This window comes from Ochrobactrum sp. PL_is483, from assembly GCF_055816855.1.
Genome location: NZ_JBVPGS010000028.1, coordinates 19,480 through 45,620, shown reverse-complemented (window position 1 = coordinate 45,620; position 26,141 = coordinate 19,480). Strand labels below are relative to the sequence as shown.

The 26,141-nt window shown below is 56.2% G+C and carries 28 protein-coding genes; 18 read left to right on the top strand and 10 right to left on the bottom strand.

Annotated features, from left to right (window positions below; genetic code table 11):
• Positions 1 to 45: 45 nt before the first annotated feature.
• Positions 46 to 1,026: a heparan-alpha-glucosaminide N-acetyltransferase gene (locus AC0TNJ_RS05295; RefSeq protein WP_473770487.1), complete on the top strand. Its 981-nt coding sequence runs from the start codon at positions 46 to 48 to the stop codon at positions 1,024 to 1,026.
• A gap of 2 nt (positions 1,027 to 1,028) precedes the next feature.
• On the opposite strand, the gene AC0TNJ_RS05290 is transcribed toward AC0TNJ_RS05295, so the two are convergent.
• Complete coding sequence (locus tag AC0TNJ_RS05290) at positions 1,029 to 1,415, bottom strand: MerR family transcriptional regulator (protein WP_006471625.1); 387 nt, start codon at positions 1,413 to 1,415, stop codon at positions 1,029 to 1,031.
• A gap of 303 nt (positions 1,416 to 1,718) precedes the next feature.
• Between AC0TNJ_RS05290 and AC0TNJ_RS05285 the strand changes: the two genes are divergently transcribed.
• Positions 1,719 to 2,084, top strand: a complete 366-nt coding sequence (locus AC0TNJ_RS05285; RefSeq protein WP_473770486.1) for a hypothetical protein — start codon at positions 1,719 to 1,721, stop codon at positions 2,082 to 2,084.
• Between the two features lie 11 nt (positions 2,085 to 2,095).
• Positions 2,096 to 2,443 (top strand): VanZ family protein, encoded by a 348-nt coding sequence (locus tag AC0TNJ_RS05280; RefSeq protein ID WP_122001617.1) that lies wholly within the window; start codon positions 2,096 to 2,098, stop codon positions 2,441 to 2,443.
• On the opposite strand, the gene AC0TNJ_RS05275 is transcribed toward AC0TNJ_RS05280, so the two are convergent.
• A complete protein-coding gene (locus AC0TNJ_RS05275) occupies positions 2,444 to 3,571 on the bottom strand; it encodes a DUF2336 domain-containing protein (RefSeq protein WP_473770485.1) in 1,128 nt (375 codons plus the stop codon).
• Between the two features lie 153 nt (positions 3,572 to 3,724).
• Here AC0TNJ_RS05275 and AC0TNJ_RS05270 point away from each other — a divergent pair, with 153 nt between their 5' ends.
• From AC0TNJ_RS05270 to AC0TNJ_RS05255, 4 genes are all read left to right on the top strand, one after another.
• A complete protein-coding gene (locus AC0TNJ_RS05270; RefSeq protein WP_122001615.1) occupies positions 3,725 to 4,042 on the top strand; it encodes a hypothetical protein in 318 nt (105 codons plus the stop codon).
• A 211-nt stretch (positions 4,043 to 4,253) separates the two neighbouring features.
• Positions 4,254 to 4,721: a preQ(1) synthase gene (queF, locus tag AC0TNJ_RS05265; protein ID WP_473768989.1), complete on the top strand. Its 468-nt coding sequence runs from the start codon at positions 4,254 to 4,256 to the stop codon at positions 4,719 to 4,721.
• Between the two features lie 179 nt (positions 4,722 to 4,900).
• Positions 4,901 to 5,074: a hypothetical protein gene (locus AC0TNJ_RS05260; protein WP_473770484.1), complete on the top strand. Its 174-nt coding sequence runs from the start codon at positions 4,901 to 4,903 to the stop codon at positions 5,072 to 5,074.
• A gap of 20 nt (positions 5,075 to 5,094) precedes the next feature.
• A complete protein-coding gene (locus tag AC0TNJ_RS05255; protein ID WP_473768987.1) occupies positions 5,095 to 5,637 on the top strand; it encodes a DUF924 family protein in 543 nt (180 codons plus the stop codon).
• A 1-nt stretch (position 5,638) separates the two neighbouring features.
• Here AC0TNJ_RS05255 and AC0TNJ_RS05250 read toward each other — a convergent pair whose 3' ends face one another.
• Positions 5,639 to 7,051: a helix-turn-helix domain-containing protein gene (locus AC0TNJ_RS05250; RefSeq protein ID WP_473768986.1), complete on the bottom strand. Its 1,413-nt coding sequence runs from the start codon at positions 7,049 to 7,051 to the stop codon at positions 5,639 to 5,641.
• A gap of 161 nt (positions 7,052 to 7,212) precedes the next feature.
• Here AC0TNJ_RS05250 and AC0TNJ_RS05245 point away from each other — a divergent pair, with 161 nt between their 5' ends.
• From AC0TNJ_RS05245 to scpA, 3 genes are read left to right on the top strand one after another with little or no spacing between them, the layout of a single operon-like run.
• Positions 7,213 to 8,745, top strand: coding sequence for an acyl-CoA carboxylase subunit beta (locus AC0TNJ_RS05245; RefSeq protein ID WP_473770483.1), 1,533 nt, complete (start codon positions 7,213 to 7,215; stop codon positions 8,743 to 8,745).
• Between the two features lie 25 nt (positions 8,746 to 8,770).
• Positions 8,771 to 10,774 (top strand): acetyl-CoA carboxylase biotin carboxylase subunit, encoded by a 2,004-nt coding sequence (locus AC0TNJ_RS05240; protein WP_473770482.1) that lies wholly within the window; start codon positions 8,771 to 8,773, stop codon positions 10,772 to 10,774.
• An 8-nt stretch (positions 10,775 to 10,782) separates the two neighbouring features.
• Positions 10,783 to 12,927: a methylmalonyl-CoA mutase gene (gene scpA, locus AC0TNJ_RS05235; RefSeq protein ID WP_473770481.1), complete on the top strand. Its 2,145-nt coding sequence runs from the start codon at positions 10,783 to 10,785 to the stop codon at positions 12,925 to 12,927.
• Between the two features lie 94 nt (positions 12,928 to 13,021).
• Here scpA and AC0TNJ_RS05230 read toward each other — a convergent pair whose 3' ends face one another.
• Positions 13,022 to 13,384 (bottom strand): hypothetical protein, encoded by a 363-nt coding sequence (locus tag AC0TNJ_RS05230; protein WP_122001729.1) that lies wholly within the window; start codon positions 13,382 to 13,384, stop codon positions 13,022 to 13,024.
• Positions 13,385 to 13,405: 21 nt separating this feature from the next.
• On the opposite strand from AC0TNJ_RS05230, the gene AC0TNJ_RS05225 reads away from it, so the two are divergent.
• Both AC0TNJ_RS05225 and AC0TNJ_RS05220 read left to right on the top strand, forming a co-directional pair.
• Positions 13,406 to 13,885 (top strand): low affinity iron permease family protein, encoded by a 480-nt coding sequence (locus tag AC0TNJ_RS05225; RefSeq protein WP_473770480.1) that lies wholly within the window; start codon positions 13,406 to 13,408, stop codon positions 13,883 to 13,885.
• A gap of 76 nt (positions 13,886 to 13,961) precedes the next feature.
• Entirely contained in the window at positions 13,962 to 14,498 is a 537-nt protein-coding gene (locus AC0TNJ_RS05220) for a hypothetical protein (protein ID WP_473770479.1), read from the top strand.
• 114 nt (positions 14,499 to 14,612) lie between these two features.
• Here the strand turns inward: AC0TNJ_RS05220 and AC0TNJ_RS05215 are convergent, their stop codons facing one another.
• The 3 genes from AC0TNJ_RS05215 to AC0TNJ_RS05205 all read right to left on the bottom strand — a co-directional run bounded on the left by AC0TNJ_RS05215 (position 14,613) and on the right by AC0TNJ_RS05205 (position 17,210).
• Complete coding sequence (locus AC0TNJ_RS05215; protein ID WP_473770478.1) at positions 14,613 to 15,458, bottom strand: aldo/keto reductase; 846 nt, start codon at positions 15,456 to 15,458, stop codon at positions 14,613 to 14,615.
• Between the two features lie 73 nt (positions 15,459 to 15,531).
• Positions 15,532 to 16,368, bottom strand: a complete 837-nt coding sequence (gene murI, locus AC0TNJ_RS05210) for a glutamate racemase (protein WP_473770477.1) — start codon at positions 16,366 to 16,368, stop codon at positions 15,532 to 15,534.
• Positions 16,365 to 17,210, bottom strand: coding sequence for an RNA methyltransferase (locus tag AC0TNJ_RS05205; protein WP_473770476.1), 846 nt, complete (start codon positions 17,208 to 17,210; stop codon positions 16,365 to 16,367). Before AC0TNJ_RS05205 ends, murI begins: the two co-directional genes overlap by 4 nt.
• A gap of 176 nt (positions 17,211 to 17,386) precedes the next feature.
• Here AC0TNJ_RS05205 and AC0TNJ_RS05200 point away from each other — a divergent pair, with 176 nt between their 5' ends.
• The 4 genes from AC0TNJ_RS05200 to AC0TNJ_RS05185 all read left to right on the top strand — a co-directional run bounded on the left by AC0TNJ_RS05200 (position 17,387) and on the right by AC0TNJ_RS05185 (position 20,541).
• On the top strand, positions 17,387 to 17,971 hold the full coding sequence (locus tag AC0TNJ_RS05200) for a DJ-1/PfpI family protein (protein ID WP_473770475.1): 585 nt from the start codon (positions 17,387 to 17,389) through the stop codon (positions 17,969 to 17,971).
• An 86-nt stretch (positions 17,972 to 18,057) separates the two neighbouring features.
• Positions 18,058 to 18,468, top strand: a complete 411-nt coding sequence (locus tag AC0TNJ_RS05195) for a ribbon-helix-helix domain-containing protein (protein WP_473770474.1) — start codon at positions 18,058 to 18,060, stop codon at positions 18,466 to 18,468.
• A 125-nt stretch (positions 18,469 to 18,593) separates the two neighbouring features.
• Positions 18,594 to 19,808, top strand: a complete 1,215-nt coding sequence (locus tag AC0TNJ_RS05190) for an NADP-dependent isocitrate dehydrogenase (RefSeq protein ID WP_122001602.1) — start codon at positions 18,594 to 18,596, stop codon at positions 19,806 to 19,808.
• Between the two features lie 112 nt (positions 19,809 to 19,920).
• A complete protein-coding gene (locus AC0TNJ_RS05185; RefSeq protein WP_473770473.1) occupies positions 19,921 to 20,541 on the top strand; it encodes a glutathione S-transferase family protein in 621 nt (206 codons plus the stop codon).
• Positions 20,542 to 20,565: 24 nt separating this feature from the next.
• On the opposite strand, the gene AC0TNJ_RS05180 is transcribed toward AC0TNJ_RS05185, so the two are convergent.
• Positions 20,566 to 21,255 carry an ArsR/SmtB family transcription factor gene (locus AC0TNJ_RS05180; protein ID WP_473770472.1) on the bottom strand — a complete coding sequence of 230 codons (690 nt, stop codon included), beginning with the start codon at positions 21,253 to 21,255 and terminating at the stop codon, positions 20,566 to 20,568.
• Between the two features lie 81 nt (positions 21,256 to 21,336).
• On the opposite strand from AC0TNJ_RS05180, the gene AC0TNJ_RS05175 reads away from it, so the two are divergent.
• Together AC0TNJ_RS05175 and AC0TNJ_RS05170 are read left to right on the top strand one after the other, a co-directional pair.
• Positions 21,337 to 21,666 (top strand): NIPSNAP family protein, encoded by a 330-nt coding sequence (locus AC0TNJ_RS05175; protein WP_176074098.1) that lies wholly within the window; start codon positions 21,337 to 21,339, stop codon positions 21,664 to 21,666.
• Positions 21,663 to 22,013 carry an antibiotic biosynthesis monooxygenase family protein gene (locus tag AC0TNJ_RS05170; protein WP_473770471.1) on the top strand — a complete coding sequence of 117 codons (351 nt, stop codon included), beginning with the start codon at positions 21,663 to 21,665 and terminating at the stop codon, positions 22,011 to 22,013. The genes AC0TNJ_RS05175 and AC0TNJ_RS05170 overlap by 4 nt, the downstream gene beginning before the upstream one ends.
• 44 nt (positions 22,014 to 22,057) lie before the next feature.
• Here AC0TNJ_RS05170 and alaS read toward each other — a convergent pair whose 3' ends face one another.
• The gene (gene alaS / locus AC0TNJ_RS05165; RefSeq protein WP_473770470.1) at positions 22,058 to 24,715 is read right to left on the bottom strand and encodes an alanine--tRNA ligase; all 2,658 of its coding nucleotides are present in this window, start codon (positions 24,713 to 24,715) and stop codon (positions 22,058 to 22,060) included.
• A gap of 323 nt (positions 24,716 to 25,038) precedes the next feature.
• The gene (gene recA, locus AC0TNJ_RS05160; protein WP_112591587.1) at positions 25,039 to 26,124 is read right to left on the bottom strand and encodes a recombinase RecA; all 1,086 of its coding nucleotides are present in this window, start codon (positions 26,122 to 26,124) and stop codon (positions 25,039 to 25,041) included.
• Between the last annotated feature and the right edge of the window lie 17 nt (positions 26,125 to 26,141).

The following is a 26,141-nucleotide window of genomic DNA, read 5'->3' as shown; positions in this document are numbered from 1 at the left end:
CGGGAATCGAAAAAGCCGGGCATCATGATCTCGCCGGAAGGAACCATGTCTGACATCAAGACTCAGGATACTGCACCTTCTTCTCGCCTTCGCCTCGAGCGCATTGATATTGCGCGTGGGATCGCGTTGATCGCCATGGCGATCTACCATTTCGGATGGGACATCGAGTTTTTCGGCTATATGGCGCCCGCCACGACCGCGCACGGAGGATGGAAACTTTTCGCGCGCTGTATCGCGTCAAGCTTCCTGTTTCTGGTCGGTTTCAGCCTCGTTCTGGCGCATGGCAATGGGATACGCTGGAAGCCGATGGCGAAACGGTTGGCTCAGATTGTCGCGGCGGCGGCGGCTATTTCAGCCGTCACGTGGTATATGTCCCCGGACAGCTTCATTTTCTTTGGCATTCTGCACCAGATCGCTCTGGCAAGCGTGTTAGGTCTCCTGTTTCTGCGCCTACCCGCTCTTGCAACCTTGATCGTCGCGGTATTCGTCACAACCGCTCCGCTATTTGCGCAGGCCGATATTTTCAATCATCCAGCATTGAGTTGGGTGGGGCTTTCGACCGTAACGCTGCGCTCCAATGATTATGTACCGCTGTTTCCGTGGTTCGGGGCGGTTCTTGCCGGCATCGCGGCTGCGCGCATTTTTCAGCATTTTGGGTGGCTTGAGCTATTGGCTGGCGGAATAAAGCCAAAACTTCTTGAAAGGCCGCTGACATTCATCGGCAGGCACAGCCTCGCCTTCTACCTCATTCATCAACCGGTTTTGATCGCGTTGGTCTACGTGTTTTCCCAACTCATGCCGCCTGCGCAACCGGCACCGCGAGAAGCCTTCACGCAATCCTGCGTGGCTGCATGCCTGCAAAACGGTGGCGAACAGCTATGTCGACAGTTTTGCGGCTGCGTTGTGAGCGAACTGGACAAGGCAACGCTGTTCGATGATGTCTTCAGCGGCAAGGTCGATCAGGAGAACAACAGCACGGTCCGGGATATTGCACAAATGTGCTCCCCTGTGCCCGACGGTCAATAGGTTCAGGTGTTAACGCCAAGCTCGGCTAGACGCTCAATGCAGGATTCCTCGATCTGGTCGAGTTCGCCCAGCGTCTCCTCGATGTCGCGTCGTTTCTGGCGAAGATCGGCGCGTTTTTCCTCGACACGCTTCATAAGCAGCTTCAGCTGTCCCGTCTCGCCAGGCGGCTCGCGGTACATCTGAATAATCTCGTGAATTTCGGCTATGGAGAACCCTAACCTCTTGCCTCGTAGAATCTGCTTCACGAGATGGCGATCAGCAGGACGAAACAATCGCGTACGGCCGCGTCTCACTGGAGCAATCAGGCCTTCGTCCTCATAGAAGCGCAAAGTACGGGTTGAAATCCCGAACTCGCGTGTCAGCTCCGTGATCGTATAATACTCGCGCACCACAACATTCCTGCCTTTACCAACCAGGCTCCAGACCCCAACCGGATCGGAGCTTAAGTTTTGCTCCCGCATTTACGTAAAAGTCAATACGAAACCGACATAGACTAAAATACAACTAGCAATAATTTGGCTGGAGAACGAAGCCATCACCTCAATATGTCATAGCAACGGACGAATGCGGTTTAGAGGCAGCATTGTCCGGGAAAACCCCTAATTGCGTCAGTTTTCCATCGATTGCGACTTGCCATTCTGTTGCCGCTAATGCGTTATGAACTTGCGGAAACCAGCTAAAAACGGCGATTCATGCGGCGCTCTACAAAATTTACTTTAATCGGACTTGTCATCATCGCCGTTGTAGGCACAGCTCCTTTTGCCGTGGAGCCAATCGTGGTGAAGATAGGCGAAGGTTCGATTCGCCAGCTCGCCCGGGACGGAAATTTCTGCAAAACAGACCAATGCGATGAGGGCATGAATTACGCATTGGGTTTTCTCGAAACCAATTATGGCCTGTCGCCTCACGACGTCAAATGGTGTATGGGCGTCGATGTCATTTCCCATTATGACTTGCCATTCGGCAACGGATTGAAAACCTCAATAACCGACCGGATGTACAAACGTTGTGGCGACCCAAAGCAGGACGAGCCACCTGGCGATTATACAGACGAATAAAGGCGCTCTTCATGAAGCGATTTTTGCGCATAAGCGCCTGGATCATACTCCTGACCATCCTGATGGTCACAATCAGCCCGATAAAATTCCGTCCTGTCACCGGTGAACCTGTCGATCTCGAACGGTTTGGAGCTTTCTTTCTCGTAGGCGCTTTGTTTGCGCTCGCCTACCCACGCCACTGGATGCGCGTTCTCCTCCTGACAGTCGGCTGCGCTGCGCTTTTCGAGCTGATGCAACGTTTTGCTCCGGGACGGCATGGCGAGTTTATCGACTTCGTTTTCAAGGCCGCCGGAGCCGTCTTCGGCATCGCTGTCGGCTACGGCCTCAGCCTCGTCGGCCCCTTTCGGCAAAAAGCCTGATCAGGCGGGAATAGCCTGCAGCCTGTCCCGCGCTGTTTCACGCATAAATTCCAGATGGATAGAACGCAGAAGCGCGGCCAGATCGTCATTGGCGGCAGCGTATCGGCTGGCACGTGTGGCTTCGCACATAAGGGCTGATACTTCCACAGCCCCCATCCGCTTCCGCCCGGCAGCAACGGCCCGCCAGGCTTCAATTGCCACTATCAAGGGTGCATGCGTGGCGTCGCTCAATCCGGCGGAGTGCAGCAGCGCAGCAAGCGCCGCAGGCCGACCGCCGGAAATAATCGCACAAATGCGGGCGTCATCAAGATCGGACAGCGCTGCGAGCAGGCTTGCAAAAAAATCTATACGTCCCCCTGCAACGGCACGGATAACGAAACTTGTCGTAATTTCACCGCGCAGGCGCAGATGCTCTACCAGCGCCGGCAGTTCTTCCGGCGAACAGTTTTCGGCCAGATGCATGGATGCGCGGGCGGTTGCATCTCCGACGACCTTATCGGCGCGGCGATCACCCAGAAGTAACTTCACCAACGGATGAGATTGCAGAACCTCCCCTACTTTCACAGCCAGAAGATAGCGGCATTCTGTTGGAAGATGCGGGTGGGCCAGCAAAGCCTCACGCACAAGAGCATCATGACCACAGCGCTCGCTTATGCGCCGGAATGAAACAGGAGCAATGCGAGCGCAACTGTTAAACAGCATTTCGGCAACGGCTTCGTGGTTGCCGATTTCTGCGATTGCAGCAGCGACTGCGAATGAAACATGCGGGCGGGCCGCGATCAAAACCTGCATTGAAGGGGCGCTATAGGCAACACAATCGACCAGATCAGCATCACTGAGAAGCGTTGAGCGTGCAAGGATGTACCCCGCGACCTCCGGCTGGTCAGCGGCAAGCGCCGTTACAATATGCAGAGGCGAATGCGCACTTGTTGAGAGCACATCAGCCATTGCCATGCGGACTTTCGGGGAAGGATCATCAAGCAAAAGCGTCAAAGCCGCTTCTGCCTGCGCGCGGATATTTTGTGGCTGCAACTGATCCACACATTGCCGGGCAAGATGGGCCGCACGGACAATACGTGCAGTTACCGGCTCGCAGCCGCCGATCAACGCGTCTTTTTCGATATACATTCTGGCCCCGCTCCAGATCATCTTGTTGTATTCGAAAAAGTTAAATTAAAATGGTTTACGACCGGTTTACCATATTCATTAACCGCGTTGCGCAGCATGGAACCTAACGAGTTTTCACTCGTTTAACCGTCATCAATTCAACGGAGAATTCTAATGGCCGACGAAAAGATCACGAATGACATCCAGCAGGCACTTGAAAAGCAGATTGCCGATATGCGCACCGAATTGAAACGTCTTTCAAAATCGCTGTCGTCGCATTCCAGCGAATTGAGGGAACGTGCAGAGGATGCCATGGATGATGCGTCCGGCCGTTTCCGTCAAGCCGCTCAAACCGTGCGCGAACGCGGCCAGGTGGTTGCTGAAACGGTGCGTGAAAATCCGGGCACGGCCACCACACTTTTCGGAACGGCCGGGATTATCGGCATTCTTATTGGCGTAGCCATTGGATGCGCCATTTCCGATAGACGCTGAACCAGCAATCAACCTCTGACATTGATGCCCGCGCCCGATGCGCGGGCTATGTTTGTATCCTTTACCAAAAAGCCGTGGTCTGCTACCTCATGATCTGCCAGTTCTCTGGCATTGGCAATTTGCCACCGGTCGCAGCCTACCCGGTCAAAACAAGGACAAGCGCAATCATGCGCTGAAAGACTGCGCCGTGGCTTGAAACAAAGGCGCGTAAATGTCTGATAAGACAATATATTCCGACTTGAAGCAACTCGGCTCCAACACCTCGATACCGCAAACTCCGGAAGAAGCCGTCCTTGAACGGGTTGCAAATCCGCAAGCCGAAACACCCTATTGTGTTCGCTTCACTGCACCCGAATTCACGTCGCTTTGCCCGATGACAGGGCAACCTGATTTCGCGCATCTGGTGATAGACTACGTTCCCGGACAGTGGCTCGTAGAAAGCAAATCTCTGAAACTGTTCCTGTTTTCCTTCCGCAATCACGGCGCATTCCATGAAGATTGCACGGTAACCATCGGCAAGCGTCTTGTAGAACTGCTACAGCCGGAATGGCTCCGGATCGGCGGCTACTGGTATCCGCGCGGCGGCATCCCAATCGATGTTTTCTACCAGACCGGACCGGCACCGCAGAACGTCTGGATACCGGAACAGGGCGTACCTAACTATCGTGGACGCGGCTAGAGCATTTCCAGCAAAAGTGCGAAGCGTTTTGTGTCGGATAATGCGTAAAAACAAAGAGATAGAGCGGTTCTACGATTCTGTGTTAACCGGAACCGCTCTAGTTGATCGGCGCCAGTGTTGCGACTGAAGATCGCGATCTCTATTATCCATGCAGACACCATGGCCCTGAAAGGACCCCCATGAAGAACTTTGCTATTCTGATTTCGCTTGCCGTTCTTGCCGGATGCGGGGGAGCTGGAAAGGCAGCCATGGACACAGGCAAGAGCTTTGATCGATTCGCCTGCATGTCGCGCAATTTCAAGGGCGAGCCGCCTTGCCCGCAGCCGGAAGCTGCAAGCCAGAAGGAACAGTAAAGTCAGAAAGGAGGCCAACCATGGCTATTGAACCGAAGGACGTCCTCAATTTCTGGTTTTCGCCCAAAATGCAGGAAAACTGGTTCAGCAAAAGTGACGAGATAGACGCCGAAATTCGTGAGAAGTTTCTGACCGTCTATGAGGATGCCCGCGCCGACAAGCTGGAACAGTGGAAACAGCAGCCGGAAAGCGCCCTGGCACTCACGATTCTGTTCGACCAGTTTCCACGCAATATGTTCCGCGGCTCGCCTCGCTCTTTCGAAAGCGACGGGCTGGCTCGAGACGTAGCGGCACAGGCACTCGATCATGATTTCGACCGGAAGCTGTCACCTGAGCAACGCCAGTTCTTCTATCTTCCGTTCATGCATAGCGAACATCTGAGCGACCAGAAGCGCTGTGTCGACCTTTATGAAAAGCTCGGCGACGAGTTTTCGCTCGGCTTTGCCCGCCAGCATCACGATATCATTGAGCGCTTTGGGCGCTTCCCGCATCGGAACACGGTGCTCGGACGCGACACGACCCATGAGGAAGCCGAATTCCTCAAGGAACATGCGGGCTTCTGATTTATAACAAGCGATATGGCAGAATTCCGCGGCGGTCATGATCGACCGCCAATCTGCTTTTTAGCGGCGGAACCGCACGCTGCACACATTCCGCGCGCTCGCAAATACGGCAGGAAACACCGATCGGATCGAAGGCAGAACGCACCGCGATGTCTAGACCATCCGCATAGACAAAATCCTGCGCATAGGCCACTTCGCAGCCAAGGGCGATGGCGTAGCGCCGCTGGGGTGCATTGAACCCCCCCTCACTCTTGGTCAGTTCCGTCGCAATGCAAAGATAGCGCGCGCCATCCGGTGTTTCGGCGAGCTGTCGAATGATCCGCCCCGGTGTCTCAAAGGCCTGATGCACATTCCACAGCGGGCATGCGGCCCCGAAGCGGGCAAATTGCAACTTGGCGGCACTGTGCCGTTTTGTGATGTTTCCGGCCCTGTCTATGCGGGCGAAAAACACCGGAACACCGCGCTGGCCGGAACGCTGCAAGGTGCTGAGGCGATGGGCGACCTGTTCCAGACTGGCGCCGAAACGTGATGCCAACAATTCAAGATCGTGACGCAGTTCTTTCGCTGCCGAAAGGAATGTTTGATAGGGCAGCATAAGCGCCCCGGCAAAATAGTTGCGCAAGCCAATCTTGCAAATTTCGATTGCCTCGGCGGAACGGAAATCCGCCCGCCTTGCAATAGCGCTCACAAGCTCTTCCATCTCTAGTTCGGCGATCTGAAACGCTATCTGGAAATTGCGGGTTGAAGCAGGAGAATAAGGATTGAGATAAAGGACCCGCGCCATAGGATCGAACCGACGCAAAACCGCCTCCTGCGGCCCCGCTCGCGCAATGCGCACCCGGTGATGCTCCTCCATATATTGAGGCAGGGCCACACCGATGTCTCGCCCGGGAATATTCAGTTCCGCAGCAAGTTTTTCTGCCGCAATATCAATTTCATGTACGTAATTATCGATGAAATGGAAAAAGTCGCGAACTTCCTCGTAAGGAGCTGGTTCGGCAGCAGAGGGAGCGCGACCAAGCTGATTATCCAGACTGGCCAGCTGTTCACTGTTGCGGCGATAGGCCTGATGGCAGGCGATCAGCGCATGGGCAAGCCCCGGCGCATTTTGCGTAATCAGTTTCAGCTCTTGCAAATTCGGCTTGTAATTGTCGAAGACCGGATCGGCCAAGGCTTCGGAAACCGCAGATAGCAAACGGTCATCATCTCCCAGCGAAATGGCACCTATATCAATCTGGTAGTTTTCAGCCAGCGCCAGCAACACGGCTGCGGAGACAGGTCGCTGATTGTTCTCGATCTGGTTGAGATAGCTCGTTGAAATACCAAGCCGCTCGGCAAAACCCGACTGGGTTGCCTTATGTTGCTCGCGTATTTCCCGTATCTTTCTTCCGATATAAAGTTTTCTCGGTGCCATTTTGCAAATTCGCATTTCGCTATTTGCAAATTTATAGCTTACACAATCACACCTTTTCAAGCTTTTCCCGGCCCCCTTCGGATTTTAAGCAGAAGGGAGAAAAAGACTATCTTTTCAGCTTCATAACTCGCCTTTCAAAGGCCGCCCAAAAGTGGGGATTTATGCAGGAACTCCTTGAACAGCTCGAAGCCCGCCGCATGGAAGCCAGACTTGGTGGCGGCCAACGCCGTATTGATGCCCAGCATGCCAAAGGCAAGCTTACCGCCCGCGAACGGATTGAAGTGCTCCTCGACGAAGGCTCGTTCGAGGAGTTTGATATGTATGTCACGCATCGCTGCACCGATTTCGGCATGGCGCAGCAGAAAGTTGCGGGCGACGGCGTGGTGACGGGCTGGGGCACAATCAATGGCCGTCAGGTCTATGTGTTCAGCCAGGACTTTACTGTTCTGGGCGGCTCTCTGTCTGAAACGCACGCGCAAAAAATCTGCAAGATCATGGACATGGCGGTGAAGAACGGCGCGCCGGTCATCGGCCTCAACGATTCCGGCGGCGCGCGCATTCAGGAAGGCGTCGCGTCGCTCGCGGGCTATGCCGACGTGTTCAAGCGCAACGTGGACGCTTCCGGCGTCGTGCCGCAGATTTCCGTCATCATGGGCCCCTGTGCTGGCGGCGCTGTCTATTCGCCCGCCATGACCGACTTTATCTTCATGGTGCGGGATAGCTCCTATATGTTCGTGACCGGGCCTGACGTGGTGAAAACCGTCACAAATGAAATTGTCACGGCTGAGGAATTGGGCGGCGCCTCGACCCACACCAGAAAATCGTCGGTGGCAGACGGAGCTTACGAGAACGATATTGAAGCGCTGGAACAGGTCCGCATTCTGTTCGACTTCCTGCCGCTCAACAATCGCGAGAAGCCCCCTGTGCGCCCGGTATTCGATGATCCTGCGCGGCTTGAAATGCGGCTGGACACGCTGATCCCGGATAGCGCCACCAAGCCTTACGACATGAAAGAGCTTATCCACGCGCTGGCCGACGAAAATGACTTCTTTGAAATTCAGGAAGCTTTTGCCAAGAACATCATCACCGGCTTCATCCGCATGGACGGTCAGACCATCGGTGTCGTTGCAAACCAGCCCATGGTGCTCGCCGGCTGCCTCGACATCGATTCATCGCGCAAGGCTGCTCGCTTCGTTCGCTTTTGCGATGCCTTCAACATCCCGATCCTGACGCTTGTGGACGTTCCGGGTTTCCTGCCAGGAACAGCGCAGGAATATGGCGGGGTCATCAAGCACGGCGCAAAACTGCTCTTTGCCTACGCCCAGGCTACAGTTCCCATGGTTACGCTCATCACTCGCAAGGCCTATGGCGGCGCCTATGATGTGATGGCTTCGAAGCATATCGGCGCCGACATCAACTACGCATGGCCGACGGCGGAAATCGCGGTTATGGGCGCCAAAGGCGCAACGGAAATCCTTTATCGTTCCGAACTGGGCGACGTTGAAAAAATCGCCGCGCGCACGAAGGAATATGAGGAGCGCTTTGCCAATCCGTTTGTCGCTGCTGAACGCGGCTTCGTCGACGAAGTCATCATGCCACATTCCTCACGCCGCCGCATTGCCCGCGCTTTTGCCAGCCTGCGCAACAAGAGCCAAAGCGCGCCGTGGAAGAAGCACGATACTATTCCTCTTTGAGTAGATGGCCCCAGGTACAAATTAGATGATTAAGAAAATTCTCATTGCCAATCGCGGCGAAATCGCGTGCCGGGTCATCAAGACGGCGAAGAAAATGGGTATCGCGACGGTTGCCGTTTATTCTGACGCTGACCGTAATGCGCTCCATGTCAAAATGGCCGATGAAGCGATCCACATCGGACCAGCGCCATCCAATCAATCCTATATCGTCATCGACAAAATCCTCGCGGCGATCAAGGAAACCGGCGCGGATGCCGTGCATCCCGGCTATGGCTTCCTGTCGGAAAACCCGCGTTTTGCCGAAGCGCTGAAAGCCGCCAACGTCACCTTCATCGGCCCCCCGGTGAACGCAATTAACGCCATGGGCGACAAGATCACCTCGAAGAAGCTCGCAGCCGAAGCCGGTGTTTCCACCGTGCCCGGCCATATGGGCTTGATCGAGGATGCCGACGAGGCGGTCAAGATCGCGGGCAGCATCGGCTATCCGGTGATGATCAAGGCGTCCGCTGGCGGCGGCGGCAAGGGCATGCGCATCGCATGGAATGACGAAGAGGCCCGCGAAGGCTTTCAGCTCTCGCGCAATGAGGCCAAATCCTCCTTCGGCGACGACCGCATATTTATCGAAAAATTCGTCACCCAGCCGCGCCATATCGAAATCCAGGTTCTGGGCGACCAGCATGGGAACGTCGTCTACCTGGGCGAACGTGAGTGCTCCATCCAGCGCCGTAATCAAAAGGTCATCGAAGAAGCGCCTTCGCCATTCCTTGATGAAGCCACCCGCAAGGCAATGGGCGAACAGGCCGTGGCTCTCGCAAAGGCCGTTGGCTATTTTTCCGCAGGCACGGTGGAATTCATCGTCGATGGCAGTCGCAATTTCTATTTCCTTGAAATGAATACGAGATTGCAGGTCGAGCATCCGGTGACGGAACTCATCACCGGCATCGATCTTGTAGAAGAAATGATCCGTGTGGCATCCGGTGAAAAGCTCCGCTTCGGCCAGAGCGACGTCAAGTTGAACGGTTGGGCGATTGAAAGCCGTCTTTATGCGGAAGACCCCTATCGCAACTTCCTGCCGTCTATCGGCAGGCTGACCCGCTACCGTCCGCCGGTCGAAGGCCGTAACCCGGATGGCACAATCGTACGCAACGACACTGGCGTGTTCGAGGGCGGCGAGATTTCAATGTATTATGATCCGATGATCGCCAAGCTTTGCACCTGGGGTCCGGATCGCGCCAGCGCCGTCGACGCAATGGGCAATGCTCTGGATGCATTCGAAGTTGAAGGCATCGGCCACAACCTGCCCTTCCTGTCGGCTGTGATGGATCATCCGCGCTTCCGTGAGGGCGCGCTCACCACCGCATTCATTGCCGAGGAATATCCGGACGGCTTCGCCGGAGTTCCCGTTTCGGAAGACGATGCGCGTGCGCTTGCCGCAGTAGCCGCACAGATCAATCTGGCGATTGAGCGGCGCAACGCGCAGATTTCCGGACGGATTTCCAGCGAACAGCAAGCGGTTGCGACTGATTGGGTGGCGACGCTCGGCGGCTTCACATTGCCGGTTCGAATTGCTGAAGGCGAAGGCGGCACCACGATCAATTTCGTGGATGGCGGCAGCTTGCCCATCGCCAGCGACTGGCATCCGGGCAGCCAGCTTGGTTCGTTTACCGTCGCAGGCAAGCCTATTGCGGTGAAGGTTTCGCGCGCCGGCACCGGCTGGCGTCTGCGCTGGCGCGGCATGGACGTGGTGGCCCACATTCGCAAGCCGCGCATCGCAGAACTTGCGAAGCTCATGCCCGTGAAGCTGCCGCCGGACACGTCGAAAATGCTGCTCTGCCCGATGCCCGGCGTCATCACCTCCATTCTCGTGAAGGATGGCGAGACGGTTGAAGCAGGCCAGCCGCTTGCCACCGTGGAAGCCATGAAGATGGAAAACGTGCTGCGTGCCGAACGCCGTGCTACCGTAAAGCGAATTGCAGCGGAAGCGGGCGCAAGCCTCGCTGTCGATGAGCTGATCATGGAATTCGAGTGAGGTTCGATATGAGCGAGCGCCCCACCACCCGCGCAGACTGGGAAACGTTGGCCGAAAAGGAATTGAAGCGACCAGCGGACAGCCTGATCTGGCACACGCCGGAAGGCATTGACGTAAAACCGCTTTACACGGAAGACGACCTGAAAGGGATCGATCACCTAGGCACCCTGCCCGGTTTCGAGCCTTTCGTTCGCGGTCCGCGTGCTACCATGTATGCGGGTCGTCCATGGACAATCCGGCAATATGCCGGGTTCTCGACGGCGGAAGAATCGAACGCTTTTTATCGCAAGGCTCTCGCTGCCGGTCAGCAAGGCGTATCGGTTGCTTTCGACCTTGCCACCCATCGCGGCTATGACAGCGATCACCCGCGCGTGGAAGGCGATGTGGGCAAGGCTGGCGTGGCGATCGATTCCGTCGAGGATATGAAGATCCTTTTCGACGGCATCCCGCTGGAAAAAATTTCCGTATCCATGACGATGAATGGCGCCGTGATCCCGATCCTCGCCAATTTCATTGTTGCGGGCGAAGAACAGGGCGTGCCCCGCGCCCAGCTTTCCGGCACGATCCAGAACGACATCCTCAAGGAATTCATGGTTCGCAATACGTATATCTATCCGCCCGAACCATCCATGCGGATTATTGCGGACATTATCGCCTATACGGCAACCGAAATGCCGAAATTCAACTCCATTTCTATCTCCGGCTATCACATGCAGGAGGCTGGAGCGACGCTGGTTCAGGAACTGGCCTTCACACTTGCCGACGGGCGCGAATATGTACGCGCCGCGCTCAACAAGGGGCTGAATGTCGATGAGTTTGCGGGACGCCTGTCCTTCTTCTTCGCAATCGGCATGAATTTCTTCATGGAGATCGCCAAGCTACGCGCTGCACGCCTGCTCTGGTCGCGCATCATGAAGGAATTCAATCCAAAGAAGCCCGGCTCGCTGATGCTGCGCACGCATTGCCAGACTTCCGGCGTCTCCTTGCAGGAACAGGATCCCTACAACAACATCGTCCGCACGGCTTTTGAGGCCATGTCGGCGGCACTCGGCGGCACCCAGTCGCTGCACACCAATTCTTTCGACGAAGCCATTGCTTTGCCAACAGAATTCTCCGCCCGCATTGCCCGCAACACGCAACTTATCCTGCAAAACGAGACCGGCGTGACCAAAGTGGTCGATCCGCTGGCGGGTTCCTATTACATAGAAAGCCTGACCAACGAATTGGCCGAAAAGGCGTGGGCGCTGATCGAGGAAGTCGAAAAGCTCGGCGGTATGACAAAGGCCGTCGAAAGCGGCCTTCCGAAACGCCTCATCGAAGAAGCTGCCACCAAGCGGCAGGCGGCAGTCGATAAAGGCGAGGAAGTCATCGTCGGCGTCAACAAGTTCCGGCTGGAACAGGAAGACGAACTCGACATTCTGGAGATCGACAATTCGGCCGTGCGCCAATCGCAGATTGCGCGTCTCAACCGCATCAAGGAAACGCGCAACAAGGCAAAGGTCGAAGCCGCGCTTGCGGAGTTGGAAAAGGTCGCGAGGACGGGCGAAGGCAACCTTCTGGCCGCCGCGGTTGAAGCATCGCGTGCCCGCGCCAGCGTCGGTGAAATTTCCGATGCCATGCGCCGCGCATTCGGCGATCATGCAGCGGTTCCGAAGGTCGTAAAAAAAGTCTACGGCGCGGCCTATAAGGACGAGCCGGAATACCAGACGCTGATGGACCGGCTCGGAGATTTCTCCAAACAGACCGGCGAAACGCCAAAGGTGATGGTCGCAAAGCTCGGTCAGGACGGGCATGATCGTGGCGCTAAAATCATTGCTTCCGCATTTGGTGACATTGGCTTTGAGGTGCTGGCTGGACCACTATTTCAGACGCCGGATGAAGCCGCCGACATGGCTATCAAGGCGAAGGTGCACGTTTTGGGAGTTTCATCACTCGCAGCCGGTCACAAGACACTCCTGCCTCAGCTTGTGGACACATTGCGCAGGAAAGGCGCTGAAAACATCATCGTGGTCTGCGGTGGTGTCGTTCCACGTCAGGATTATCAGTACCTGTTCGATCATGGGGTGGCGGCGGTATTCGGACCAGGTTCGAATGTGCTCGACTGTGCCCGCGCCGTACTCGACCTGATGGAAGGCAAACGCCGCAATCTTTGAATATTATCAGTTAGATATGTTCATTACAGGACTCATTTTCTGAACGACTTCAGAAGCCGGGCGAACAGTCCGGCTTCCTATTTTTAGCAGTCGTTCAATCTTTCGGCCCGGTAAAGCCGGCAATCGTCGAACCCGTAACAGAGACGGGATCGCTGGCTGGAAACGTGTCTTCCAAACCTTCGTCGAGCTGACGCTCAAGCTCTGCCCGGTCACCGGAGCGGCGTGCGCTTGGACGCGTCACAAAACTGCCCGGCTCAATACCGCATTCCGTACATGCAACCCCAAGAGCCTCACCCAGTTTCATAGCAGCGCGCCGCAGAACTTCATCGCGCGCCAATTCTGCTTCTGTCTCGTTCTCCACCTTGACGGTGATCTTCTCTTCGCCCTCGGTGACAAATTCCACCATGTAGAGCTTGAAGCCCCCCACCGAGCTGATGCGGGTTTCAACAATGTCCATCGACCAACCTCCGCGTTTTCCATGCAGAACAAACGTCGACCAGCGCGTGAAAGTTCCCTGCTTCATGCGAGTACGGAACCACGCCCCTCCATCCAGCGTTTCATGTCAGCCATTTTGGAGGTTGCGATGACACAATTCTTCACAAAGCTCAGCGAGAAATCTGCCGAACTTGCAGGTCATTACCTGGCATTTGTCTTGGCGAGTTTGTTCATCATCATATGGGGCATCACCGGGCCCTTGTTTAACTTCTCGGACACATGGCAACTTGTGGTGAACACATCGACCACCATAATCACATTTCTGATGGTCTTTCTTATCCAGAATGCACAGAACCGCGAAGCAACTGCGACACAGGCCAAACTTGATGAAATCCTGACCATCGTCTCGACGACCAAGATCGAAACCATTGGTGCAGAGCACCTGCCCCTCAAAGAGTTGAAGCTGCTTTTACAACGGTTTGAAGAGCAAAGCGAAGTCATCCAGACCGAAAAGCCTAAATGAGGAGCCTATCTTTCCATGCTGGCGGCCACGCCTATATTCTACCGGGAAGTCTCATCGCTAGCAGAAAGGATGTCCTATGGCCGTCACCAGAAAGCAGGAAGCTCGCGCGCTCAATGCCGACGAAAAAGAACTGGTCGAAAAATCACATCATCCTTTTTTGCAAAACATTCCAGATGAAGAGCTTGGCCATCTGGCGAAATTGATCCGCGAACGCCGCAAGAAGGCACAAGATCAGGCCCATCAGCGCAGGCGCGAAATGCGCGGAAAGGCAGCAGCTCGCGGAGCCACACCCTCCAAGGCCGACGACGGTTCTCATCTGAAAGTTTCCGTGCTGGCCATGGCAGTGCGTCGCATCAACACCGAAGTCGAGCGCCGCCGTCGCATGGCAGCTAGCGCTGAACTCATCGCCAACGCGCGAAAGGCGTTGGCAACCAAGGAAGCCAAGGAAAAGAAAGGTAAAGATTTCAACACGCGCCATGCCCTCAAAGGTATGCGCAACATTCCGAATGAAAAATACGACAGCCTTATCCGCCCGGCAGAACGCGGACGGTTGCGGAAGGCTGCGAGTGTCGCCCAAGCCAAGAAGGATGCCCGCCAGAAGGAAGCGGGTTAGAGCATTTCCAGCAAAAGTGCGAAGCGGTTTTGCGTAGGATAATGCGTAAAAACAAAGAGATAGCGCATTTCCAACGATTCAAGTTAGACTGGAAATGCTCTGGCACGTCACTCGTTACAACATTTCCAGCGCCGTCTTTCGGGACGGCGGCGTGAAAACCTGATCCAGACGTTTCAACTGATCGTCGGAAAGCCGCAACTCAGCGGCTTTTCTGTTATCCCGCACATGATGCAGGTTGGACGACTTTGGAATTGCGATGACATTGCCGCTGCGCATCGTCCAGGCAAGCGCGACCGACGCTGGCGTTCCGCCTGTTTCACCCGCAATTTCCGCCAGTACCGGATCATGCAGCAACCGTCCCTGTTCGATTGGCGAATAAGCCATCAAGGGAATTTTGCGCTCAGCACACCAAGGCATCAGGTCGAATTCGGGTCCGCGTCGGGTCAGATTATAGAGTATCTGGTTCGTCGCGACGTCCATGCCGCTCGCTACACTAGCGAGCTCTTTCATGTCGTCTGTGTCGAAATTGCTGACACCCCAACTCGCGATCTTGCCCGCGTGCTTCAGCTCTTCAAAAGCCGCGACAGTCTCTTCAAATGGATATCGCCCGCGCCAGTGCAGAAGATAAAGATCGATACGCTCAGTACGAAGCCGCCGCAGACTTCTTTCGCAAGCCTCGATTGTTCCCTTCCGTGATGCATTGAACGGCAGCACCTTGCTGACGATAAACACGTCGTCGCGGCGGCCCGTGATGGCCTCACCCACAACATTTTCCGCCTCACCATCGGCGTACATCTCAGCCGTATCAATCAGCGTCATCCCCAGATCAATGCCGCTTCTCAGCGCTTCGATTTCATAGGGGCGTTGTGTGCTGTCCTCGCCCATATACCATGTGCCTTGTCCGAGCGCTGGCACCGTCTGGCCCGAAGGCAGGGTAATCTGCGGGATGGTTCCGGTCATTGCATTTTCCCCTGTGAAACGATCACTGCCATGATTGTCACTTAGCCGCATAATTCAAGGCCACGCGCAAGGATCAAGCGAAATGCAGACCGAAACCCTGCATGAGCCTGCGGATGGCGTAGTCCGGTTTTTGGGAAGTCACGACCGCCAGATCATCGTGATGGTGCAGTTCTTCATCTGCGCGGCGTGGTTTCAGGAGTGACACAGTGCGCCGGGCAATCGCTTCCGCAGGATCAAGCCAGTCGACCGGCCATGGCGCCAAGCGGCGAAACACGTTGGCCAGAAACGGATAGTGTGTGCAGGCCAGAACGACAATGTCGGTCCGATTGCCATCCTGTTCAATGAAACAGGGGGCAATCTGTTCCACGACCAGCGCCTCGTTGATCTTCTCGCCACGAATATGTGCTTCCGCTACTGCCGCAAGTTGGTCAGCACCCACAAGACGAACATGGCACTGGGAAGCAAAGGATTGAATGAGATCGCGCGTATAAGCGCGCCGGACGGTGCCAGGGGTCGCCAGCACGGAAACAAGGCCTGACGAAGTTCTTTCGGCAGCCGGCTTGATCGCCGGTACGGTTCCAACAAATGGCACCGAAGGAAAGGCTTGCCGCAAATCGTCCAGCACCAGCGTGGAGGCTGTATTGCAGGCAATGACCGCGATTTCTGGATCATAGGCGGCAATAAGCCTGCCGAATAGCTCTACTATTCGGGCTCTCAACGCGTCTTCTTCCCATCCGCCATAGGGAAATCCGGCATCGTCGGCGACATAGACGAAGCGGCGATCCGGCATCAGCACCCGCGCTTCCCGCAAAACCGTCAAGCCCCCGATGCCGCTGTCGAAAACCAGAACGGGTTTCTCAAGGTCGACAGAAGGGATAGCGGAAAAGCTCACAGCGGGTGCGTTTTTCATTCGTCCTTGTCCTTTGTTGCTGGAGCCTCGGTAGCAGGCTTTCGCGCACGTCCTTCCGGCGCGCCAGAGCCACGCGGCTTCTTCGGCGTGAAAACATCGAGCGACGTGATGACGCCGCGGAGCAGTTTCAACTCTGCCGATGCAAACCCGGCGCGCGTCAGCACAGCACGCAGATTATTGACCATGATTTCCTTGCGCGCTTCGGGGCGGAAATAACCACGCACATCAAGGGCTTCTTCAAGATGGTTGAAAAGTCCCTGCAATTCCTGTTTCGGCGCCATCTCAAGCTCCGGCCCTCGAAACACCGTCTCCGTTTCCGTCTCAAGTCCCGACTTCATCCACTCATAGGACATAAGCAGGACAGCCTGCGCGATGTTCAGCGATGCGAAGGCTGGATTGACGGGGAATGTCACCAGTTCGTCCGCCAGTCCCACTTCTTCATTGCTGAGACCAAAGCGTTCGCGGCCGAACAGGATACCTGTCTTCTCTCCATTCCTGAAACGACGGCGCAACTCGCCACCGGCTTCCACCGCACTTCGAACCTGCTTGAAGCCGTCACGTTCGCGTGCAGTCGTCGCATAAACAAAATTGAGATCAGCAATAGCAGAAGGCAGATCGTCATAGACCACCGCATTGTCGATCACATGATCGGCCTTGCTCGCCGCAGCCCTCGCCTTTTCGCTTGGAAACTCCTCGCGCGGTTTGACGAGGCGCAGTTCCGCCAGTCCGAAATTCGCCATGGCGCGCGCCACCATGCCGATGTTCTCCGGCAATTGCGGCTCCACCAGCACGATTGCCGGTCCTTCCGCGAGAATGGGGCGCTGTTTATCTGTTCCTGCCATGATGTTTTCCGCTGTGCTATAAAATCGTGGCGCTTCCCTGACATAATTGACGCTGAATCGCAAAGATTCCCCTTACGTGTTCGGACGAAAAGCCCGTGTAGTAGCCCGATAACACCTGCTCACCGCCCATTCGTGTCAGACTGCCGCCACCAGATGCACAATCAAGGGAGGAAACCATGTCCGGTAAGAAAATACTGATGCTTTGCGGCGACTTTGGTGAGGACTATGAAACCATGGTCCCGTTCCAGACGCTGTTGACCGTTGGTCATACGGTGCACGCCGTCTGCCCCGGCAAGAAAGCTGGCGATCATATCGAGACAGCCATTCACGACTTCGAGGGCCACCAGACCTATACGGAAAAGCCCGGGCATAACTTCACCCTCAATGCAACATTCGCCGACGTGAAGCCGGAAAGCTATGACGCACTTGTCATTCCCGGTGGCCGGGCTCCGGAATATCTGCGTCTCGACGACAATGTTATCGCCGTGGTGAAGCACTTCTTCGAGGCGAACAAGCCCGTCGCTGCGGTCTGCCACGGCGCACAATTGCTGGCCGCCGCGCGCGTTCTACAGGGCCGCAACTGCTCGGCCTATCCGGCGTGTCGCCCCGAAGTTGAACTTGCTGGTGGCACCTATGCTGATATCCCGGTCGATCAGGCCGTGACGGATGGCAATCTCGTCACCTCGCCTGCATGGCCTGCCCATCCGGCTTGGCTGGCGCAGTTTCTTGCAGTCCTCGGCACAAGGATCACCCACAGCTGATCGCAACACCCGCCTGTGACCATCAAGGTTGCAGGTGGGACAAAACTGCGCGACAGTAAGTTCGGGAGAACGATCCGGAGGAAACCATGTGCAGGCTGTTCATCGGCGCCAATCCTGAACTCTGGCTAAGCGTGACACGATCACTGCGCATAGACGGCGTTGTAACCAGCGTGCGGCTTGAAAATTTTTTCTGGTGGGCTCTGGAAGATATTGCGGCGCGCGATGATCTCACCGTCAGTCGCCTTATCGGCAAGCTCTACGATGAATCCCGGAATGAAGGGCACGACCTCGACAATTTCGCCTCGTTTCTGCGGGTCTGCTGCGGACGCTATCTTTCGCTGCAGCTGAATGGTCTTGTCCCCTCAGACAAGTCGGCTGCCATTTCCACGCTGGATGCTGACGCCATTCTGGCGAGCGAAGAGAAACACTATCGTCGGCGGCAATCCTCATGGGAAAAATCGCGCGATAGCGATCATGCTGCACATCGCGCGGCATGATCGGCTCTCTCCCGAAATTTTGACCATTCAGACGGTTTATAGGCCAAAGAATAAGCCTCTTACGCTTTGCCTTATTCGCCGTGAGTGCTATACGGGCGCGACGCATTGAAAAAGAGGCTTCATCCATGGCAAAAATCAAGGTTGCGAACCCGGTCGTCGAACTCGACGGCGACGAGATGACCCGCATTATCTGGCAGTTCATCAAGGACAAGCTTATCCATCCTTACCTCGACATCGATCTGAAATATTACGATCTGTCGGTTGAGAACCGCGATGCGACCAACGACCAGGTCACCATCGATGCAGCCAATGCCATCAAGGAACATGGCGTCGGCGTGAAGTGCGCAACCATCACGCCCGACGAAGCGCGCGTTGAAGAATTCAAGCTCAAGAAAATGTGGAAGTCGCCAAACGGCACCATCCGCAATATTCTGGGCGGCGTGATCTTCCGTGAGCCAATCATCTGCAAGAACGTTCCGCGCCTTGTGCCGGGCTGGACCCAGCCGATCATCGTTGGCCGCCATGCATTCGGCGACCAGTACCGCGCGACGGATTTCAAGTTCCCCGGCAAGGGCACGCTGACGATCAAATTCGTCGGTGAAGATGGCGAGACCATCGAACACGAAGTCTATCAGGCTCCTTCGGCTGGCGTGGCTCTTGCCATGTACAACCTTGACGAATCGATCCGCGAATTCGCCCGCGCTTCGTTCAACTATGGCCTGCAGCGCGGCTATCCGGTCTATCTCTCCACGAAGAACACCATCCTGAAGGCCTATGACGGCCGCTTCAAGGATATCTTCCAGGAAGTCTTCGACGCAGAATTCAAGTCGAAGTTCGAAGAAAAGAAAATCTGGTACGAACACCGCCTCATCGACGACATGGTTGCTTCGGCGCTCAAGTGGTCGGGCGGCTACGTCTGGGCATGTAAGAACTATGACGGCGACGTTCAGTCGGACATCGTGGCACAGGGCTTCGGTTCGCTCGGCCTGATGACCTCCGTTCTGATGACGCCGGATGGCAAGACCGTTGAAGCTGAAGCTGCCCACGGCACCGTGACCCGTCACTATCGCCAGCATCAGAAGGGCGAGGAAACCTCGACCAACTCGATCGCTTCGATCTTCGCATGGACCCGCGGTCTCGCTCATCGCGCCAAGCTTGACGACAATGCCGAGCTGAAGCGTTTTGCCGACACGCTGGAGAAGGTCTGCGTGGACACCGTTGAAAGCGGTTACATGACCAAGGATCTGGCGCTGCTCATCGGCCCGGATCAGCCTTGGCTTTCGACCACCGGCTTCCTCGACAAGATCGATGAGAACCTGAAGAAGGCTATGGCCGCCTGATAGAATATTCGACCCTATCGTCGAAATGAAAACCCGGCAGCGCTGCTGCCGGGTTTTTTATTTCTTTTTCAAGGGAAAAAGCGCATCCTGCCCATTCTTACAGGAGGATGAAATGGCTGAGTTGAAGCTCTATACCAACCCGATGTCGCGCGGACGTATCGCGCGCTGGATGCTGGAAGAGATCGGCAAACCCTATGACGTGGAAATACTGGATTTCGGACCTCCAATGAAGGGACCCGACTACTGCACGATCAACCCGATGGGAAAAGTTCCAGCCCTCCGCCACGGCGATGCGGTGGTGACGGAAGTGGCGGCGATCTGCGCCTATCTGGCGACGACATTTCCCGAGGTCGGTCTGGCGCCGCACCCCGATGAGCGCGCGGATTTCTTCCGCTGGCTTTTCTTCGCATCCGGCCCCGTGGAAGCCGCCTTGTCCAATCATGCGCTTGGCTTCGAGATCCCGGCAGACAAGCAGGGGATGGTCGGCTACGGCAATTACGACACGGTGGTCAACACTTTGGAAAAAGCGGTATCACAGCATCCCTACATCACCGGCGACCGTTTCACGGCCGCTGACGTTTATGTCGGTTCACACATTGGCTGGGGTCTGCGCTTTGGCACTTTGCCTGCTCGTGGCGCGTTCGTCACCTATTGGGATCGCCTTAAGGATCGCCCCGCGATGAAACGGGCCACAGAGTTGGACGACGCAGCCGCGGCCGCCACACAACACTGATCCTGAATTCACTGGCTGTTCAGATCACGTAATCTGGCCAGTCAGTTCAAACGTCCGCGAGAAAGCCTGCGCCCCCTTGGGCGAAAACGCGATGACGCGTCCCTCTTCCCGACGCGCCCATCCTTGCGAAATGAAATGGTTCAACAGCGCGGCACCAAGCGCACCACCCAAATGGTTGCGGCGTTCGCTCCAGTCGAGACAGTGGCGGCAGACCGGGCGCTTGCCCCGCTCCAGATGGCTCACATCCACGCCAAGGCAGCTGAAAAACGATTTGCCCTTCTCTGTCAGCACCGGCTCATTGCCATCGGCGATCAACCCCAGCCGATGCGAGGCATCGAGCATCTCGACACCGCGTTCGCCCGCCAGATGATCATAGCAAATCCGCGCCTTGCGCAGCGCCTGATCTTTGGGACCAGTCCGCACCCGCACAGCGCCGGTACGTTGCGCAAGCCCCATCAGTCCTTCCAGAACCTGTGCAACATCCGTTCCTGAAAGACGGAAATAGCGGTGCCGCCCCTGCTTCTCCGCAACCAGCAGATTGGCTGCATCGAGCTTTGCAAGATGTCCGCTTGCCGTTTGCAGCGTCACGCCCGCCGCCGACGCAAGTTCGCTGACCGTCAGCGCGCGGCCATCCATCAACGCCGTGAGCATGTTTGCGCGCGCAGGATCGCCAAGGAGTGCGGCAACGGAAGCTATGATCGGACCATCTTTCATACTTCGATGCTAACCGAACCATAAAGATGTTTCAATTGCTATATTGTCACCATTGAAGACAGGCATTTGAAGGAGACATGCATGATTACCTGTTTCATCCGCTATCAGATCGACCCGTTCAAGGCGGATGCATTTGCCGAATATGCACGCAATTGGGGACAGGCCATTCCGCGATGCGGCGCCAATCTCATTGGTTATTTCGGGCCGCATGAGGGTTCGTCGACAACGGCCTACGGCGTCTACTCTATCGAAAACCTTGCTGCTTACGAGGCATACCGGGCCCGGCTCGCCGCCGATCCGCTGGGACGGGAGAATTATGAATTCGCGCGCCGGGAGCAATTCATCCGATCCGAGGATCGCATCTTCCTCAAACTCCAATCCGCACCGCATGGGGAGTTCATCAAGCCATGATCGCCGTTATATTCGAAGTTTGGCCAGCCAACGACGACAGACGCGGCCAATATCTCTCCATTGCCGCAAACCTGCGGGAAGATCTTGCAAAGATCGACGGCTTTCTGTCGATTGAACGTTTTCAGAGCCTGGCCGATCCCGACAAGCTGCTCTCGCTCTCTTTCTGGCGCGACGAAGAAGCCGTGCGCGAATGGCGCAATCTGCCCTCTCATCGGGTGGCACAGGGACAGGGCCGCGACGGTGTTTTTGAGAATTACCGTCTGCGCGTAGCGGCCGTCATGCGTGATTATGGCCTGAAGGAGCGTATTGAAGCACCCGAAGACAGCCGGGCTGTCCATGCCGCATAAGAAAAGCCGGGCAAAAACCCGGCTTTTCCACTTCCATATCTGCCTTAACCAATGAAAGCCTTAACAGCGGCGATTGCATCTGGTGCCTTCGCGCCATCGGGCCCACCGGCCTGCGCCATGTCCGGGCGACCGCCTCCACCTGCGCCACCAAGCGCCGCCGAAGCTGCGCGGACCAGATCGACCGCGCTGAAACGGCCGACCAGATCTTCCGTCACGGCGGCGACAGCACTGGCCTTGTTATCTTCGCCCACGCCGATGAACAGCACGACGCCGGAGCCGACCTGTTTCTTGCCTTCATCGGCAAGCGGCTTCAGGTCGCGCGGGGAAACGCCGGTCACGATCTTGCCGAGGAAATTGACGCCATTCACGGCTTCAACGGCGCTGCCACCCTCTGCCGAACCGCCGCCGAGCGCCAGCTTCTTGCGGGCATCTGCGAGTTCGCGTTCGAGCTTCTTGCGTTCATCAAGCAGCGCATTGACCCGCTCCAGCGCTTCCGACGGCGTCGTCTTCAATGCACCAGCAATGGCCTTTACGCGCTCGTCCTGCTCTTCGAGATAAAGACGTGCCGCCTCACCCGTCAGTGCTTCCATACGGCGAACACCGGCGGCAACCGCACCTTCCGAAACGATGCGGACAAGGCCGATATCGCCTGTCTGGCGCACATGCGTGCCGCCGCAAAGCTCGACAGAATAGGCCTTGCCTTCCTTCGGGCCATGCTTGGCGGTGCCCATGGAAACAACGCGAACTTCATCGCCGTATTTCTCGCCGAACAACGCCATGGCACCTTCGGCAATGGCGTCGTCTACGGCCATCAGGCGCGTGCTGACGGGCGCGTTCTGCAAAATGATTTCATTGGCAAGGTTTTCAACCTGTGCCAGCTCTTCTGCCGAAATCGGCTTTGGATGCGAGAAGTCGAAGCGCAAGCGGTCGGGTGCTACGAGCGAACCTTTCTGCGCGACATGGCTGCCGAGCGTTTCCCGCAGCGCCTCATGCAGAAGATGGGTCGCCGAATGGTTGGAGCGGATGCGCGTGCGGCGCACCGAATCCACTTTCAACTCAACCGCATCGCCGGTCTTGGCCGTACCCTTGGTAACTTCGCCGATGTGAACGAAGACGCCCTCGCCCTTCTTCTGCGTATCCTTGACGGTGATGACAAAACCTTCACCGGAAATCGTACCCGTATCGCCCTGCTGACCACCCGATTCTCCGTAGAACGGCGTCTGGTTGACAACGACCGAAACAGCTTCGCCCTCGGCAACGGACTGCACTTCTGCACCATCGCGAACAAGCACCGTGATAACACCTTCCGCGCTTTCGGTTTCATAACCAAGGAACTCAGTCGCGCCGACCTTGTCCTTTACGCCGAACCAGATGGTTTCTGTCGCAGCCTCGCCAGAACCGGCCCAGTTGGCGCGCGCTTCGGCCTTTTGGCGTTCCATGGCGGCACTGAAACCTTCCGTATCGACAGCAATGCCGCGCTGGCGCAGCGCATCCTGCGTCAGATCAAGCGGGAAACCATAAGTATCGTAAAGCTTGAAAGCGGTTTCACCGTCGAGGCGATCACCTTCAACGAGGTTTTCCGTTGCATCCGACAGAAGACCAAGGCCACGATCAAGCGTCTTACGGAAACGGGTTTCCTCGAGCTTGAGCGTTTCCGAAATCAACGCATCGGCACGGATCAATTCCGGATAGGCCTGTCCCATTTCGCGGATCAGGGCGGGCAGCAGACGCCACATCAGCGGCTCTTTCGCGCCCAACAACTGTGCGTGGCGCATTGCGCGGCGCATGATGCGGCGCAGCACATAGCCACGACCTTCATTGGACGGCAGCACGCCATCCGCGATCAGGAAGCTCGAAGCGCGCAGATGATCGGCAATCACGCGATGGCTGGCGCGAAATTCGCCCTCAGCCTTCACGCCGGTCGCTTCTTCGGAAGCGCGGATCAATGCCTTGAAGAGATCTATATCGTAATTGTCATGCACGCCCTGCAAGACCGCTGCGACGCGCTCCAGCCCCATGCCGGTGTCGATGGACGGACGCGGCAGGTCAATACGCTGTTCGGGCGTGATCTGCTCGAACTGCATGAAAACAAGGTTCCAGATTTCGATGAAACGGTCCCCGTCTTCGTCAGCCGATCCGGGAGGGCCGCCCCAGATATGATCGCCGTGGTCGAAGAAGATTTCCGAGCATGGACCGCAAGGACCGGTATCGCCCATCGCCCAGAAATTATCGCTGGTAGCAATGCGAATGATGCGGTCGTCGGAAAGACCGGCAATCTTCTTCCAATAATTCGCAGCGTCATCATCCGTATGATAAACGGTGACGAGCAGCTTGTCCTTTGGAAGGCCGAATTCCTTCGTGATCAGGTTCCAGGCGAAGCTGATGGCATCTTCCTTGAAATAGTCGCCGAACGAGAAATTGCCCAGCATTTCAAAGAAAGTATGGTGACGTGCGGTATAACCGACATTGTCCAGATCGTTGTGCTTGCCGCCGGCGCGAACGCATTTCTGGGAAGTCGTGGCGCGATTATAGGAGCGATGCTCAAGTCCCGTAAAAACGTTCTTGAACTGTACCATGCCCGCATTGGTGAACATCAGCGTCGGATCGTTACGCGGAACGAGTGGGCTCGATGGAACGGCCTCATGCCCGTTCTTGCGGAAATAATCGAGGAATGTGGACCTGATCTCGTTGACGCCAGCCATAAGTCACCTTTGGGCTTGTTTGCCCTGCACGGATGAAGCTTCGCAGAAAGCTACATCAATTGTCCTGTTCAAACTCCCACAGCCGCCAACGGTCGTCGAAGGCCCGAGGCTCTCCCGCACTGCTAGGACGTGAAGTGGAGTTTTCGGTTGACCGCTTTTAACGGTGCCTTGCTTTTCTGTCCAGATAAGTACGCTGCCCCATAAAAGCAATTTCTGCTGAAAGATGATCAGGTAGGCACTTTTCACGCCGCAGGAATTCATCTTTCCAAAACAAAGCCCCGCGCGAATGCACGGGGCTTTGAAAATTCAACCGACACTGCTTCTTACATTTCTGCAGCGTCGCCTGCGTCGTCTTCCGGTCCGCCGTCCTCAAGGAACTGCTCGGCAATCAGCCCGGCATTCTGACGAAGTGTCGTCTCAATCTCGCGGGCCACTTCCGGGTTGTCCTTGAGATATTGCTTGGCGTTTTCACGGCCCTGTCCCAGTCTCTGGGAATTATACGAGAACCACGCACCGGACTTCTCGACAACACCAGCCTTCACGCCAAGATCGACCAGTTCGCCGGTCTTGGAAACGCCAGCTCCGTACATGATGTCAAATTCGACCTGCTTGAAGGGCGGCGCAAGCTTGTTCTTGACGACCTTCACGCGAGTCTGGTTGCCCACAACTTCGTCGCGCTCCTTGATCGAGCCGATACGGCGGATATCGAGCCGAACCGAAGCATAGAACTTGAGAGCGTTACCACCAGTCGTCGTTTCCGGCGAGCCGAACATGACACCGATCTTCATGCGAATCTGGTTGATGAAGATCACCATGCAGTTCGAACGCGAGATCGACGCAGTAAGTTTGCGCAGCGCCTGGCTCATGAGACGCGCCTGGAGGCCAGGCAGGGAGTCACCCATCTCACCTTCGATTTCGGCGCGCGGCGTCAGGGCAGCGACAGAGTCGACGACGAGAACGTCGATAGCGCCCGAACGCACAAGCGTATCGGTGATTTCAAGCGCCTGCTCGCCCGTATCCGGCTGCGAAATCAGCAGGTTTTCAAGGTCAACACCCAGCTTGCGTGCATAGACCGGATCAAGCGCATGCTCCGCATCGACGAATGCACAGATACCGCCCTTTTTCTGTGCTTCCGCGATCGTGTGCAGCGCCAATGTCGTCTTACCGGAGCTTTCCGGGCCGTAAATCTCGACAATACGTCCTTTGGGCAAGCCACCAACGCCAAGCGCAATGTCCAGCGAGAGCGATCCGGTCGATACCGTTTCAATCTCGACAACCTGATCGTTCTGGCCAAGGCGCATGATCGAGCCCTTGCCGAACGCCCTTTCGATCTGCGACAGTGCCGCATCGAGAGCCTTAGTCTTGTCCACTGAATTTTCCTCAACAAGTCGCAATGAATTCTGAGACATCTTACACCATCCTCTTG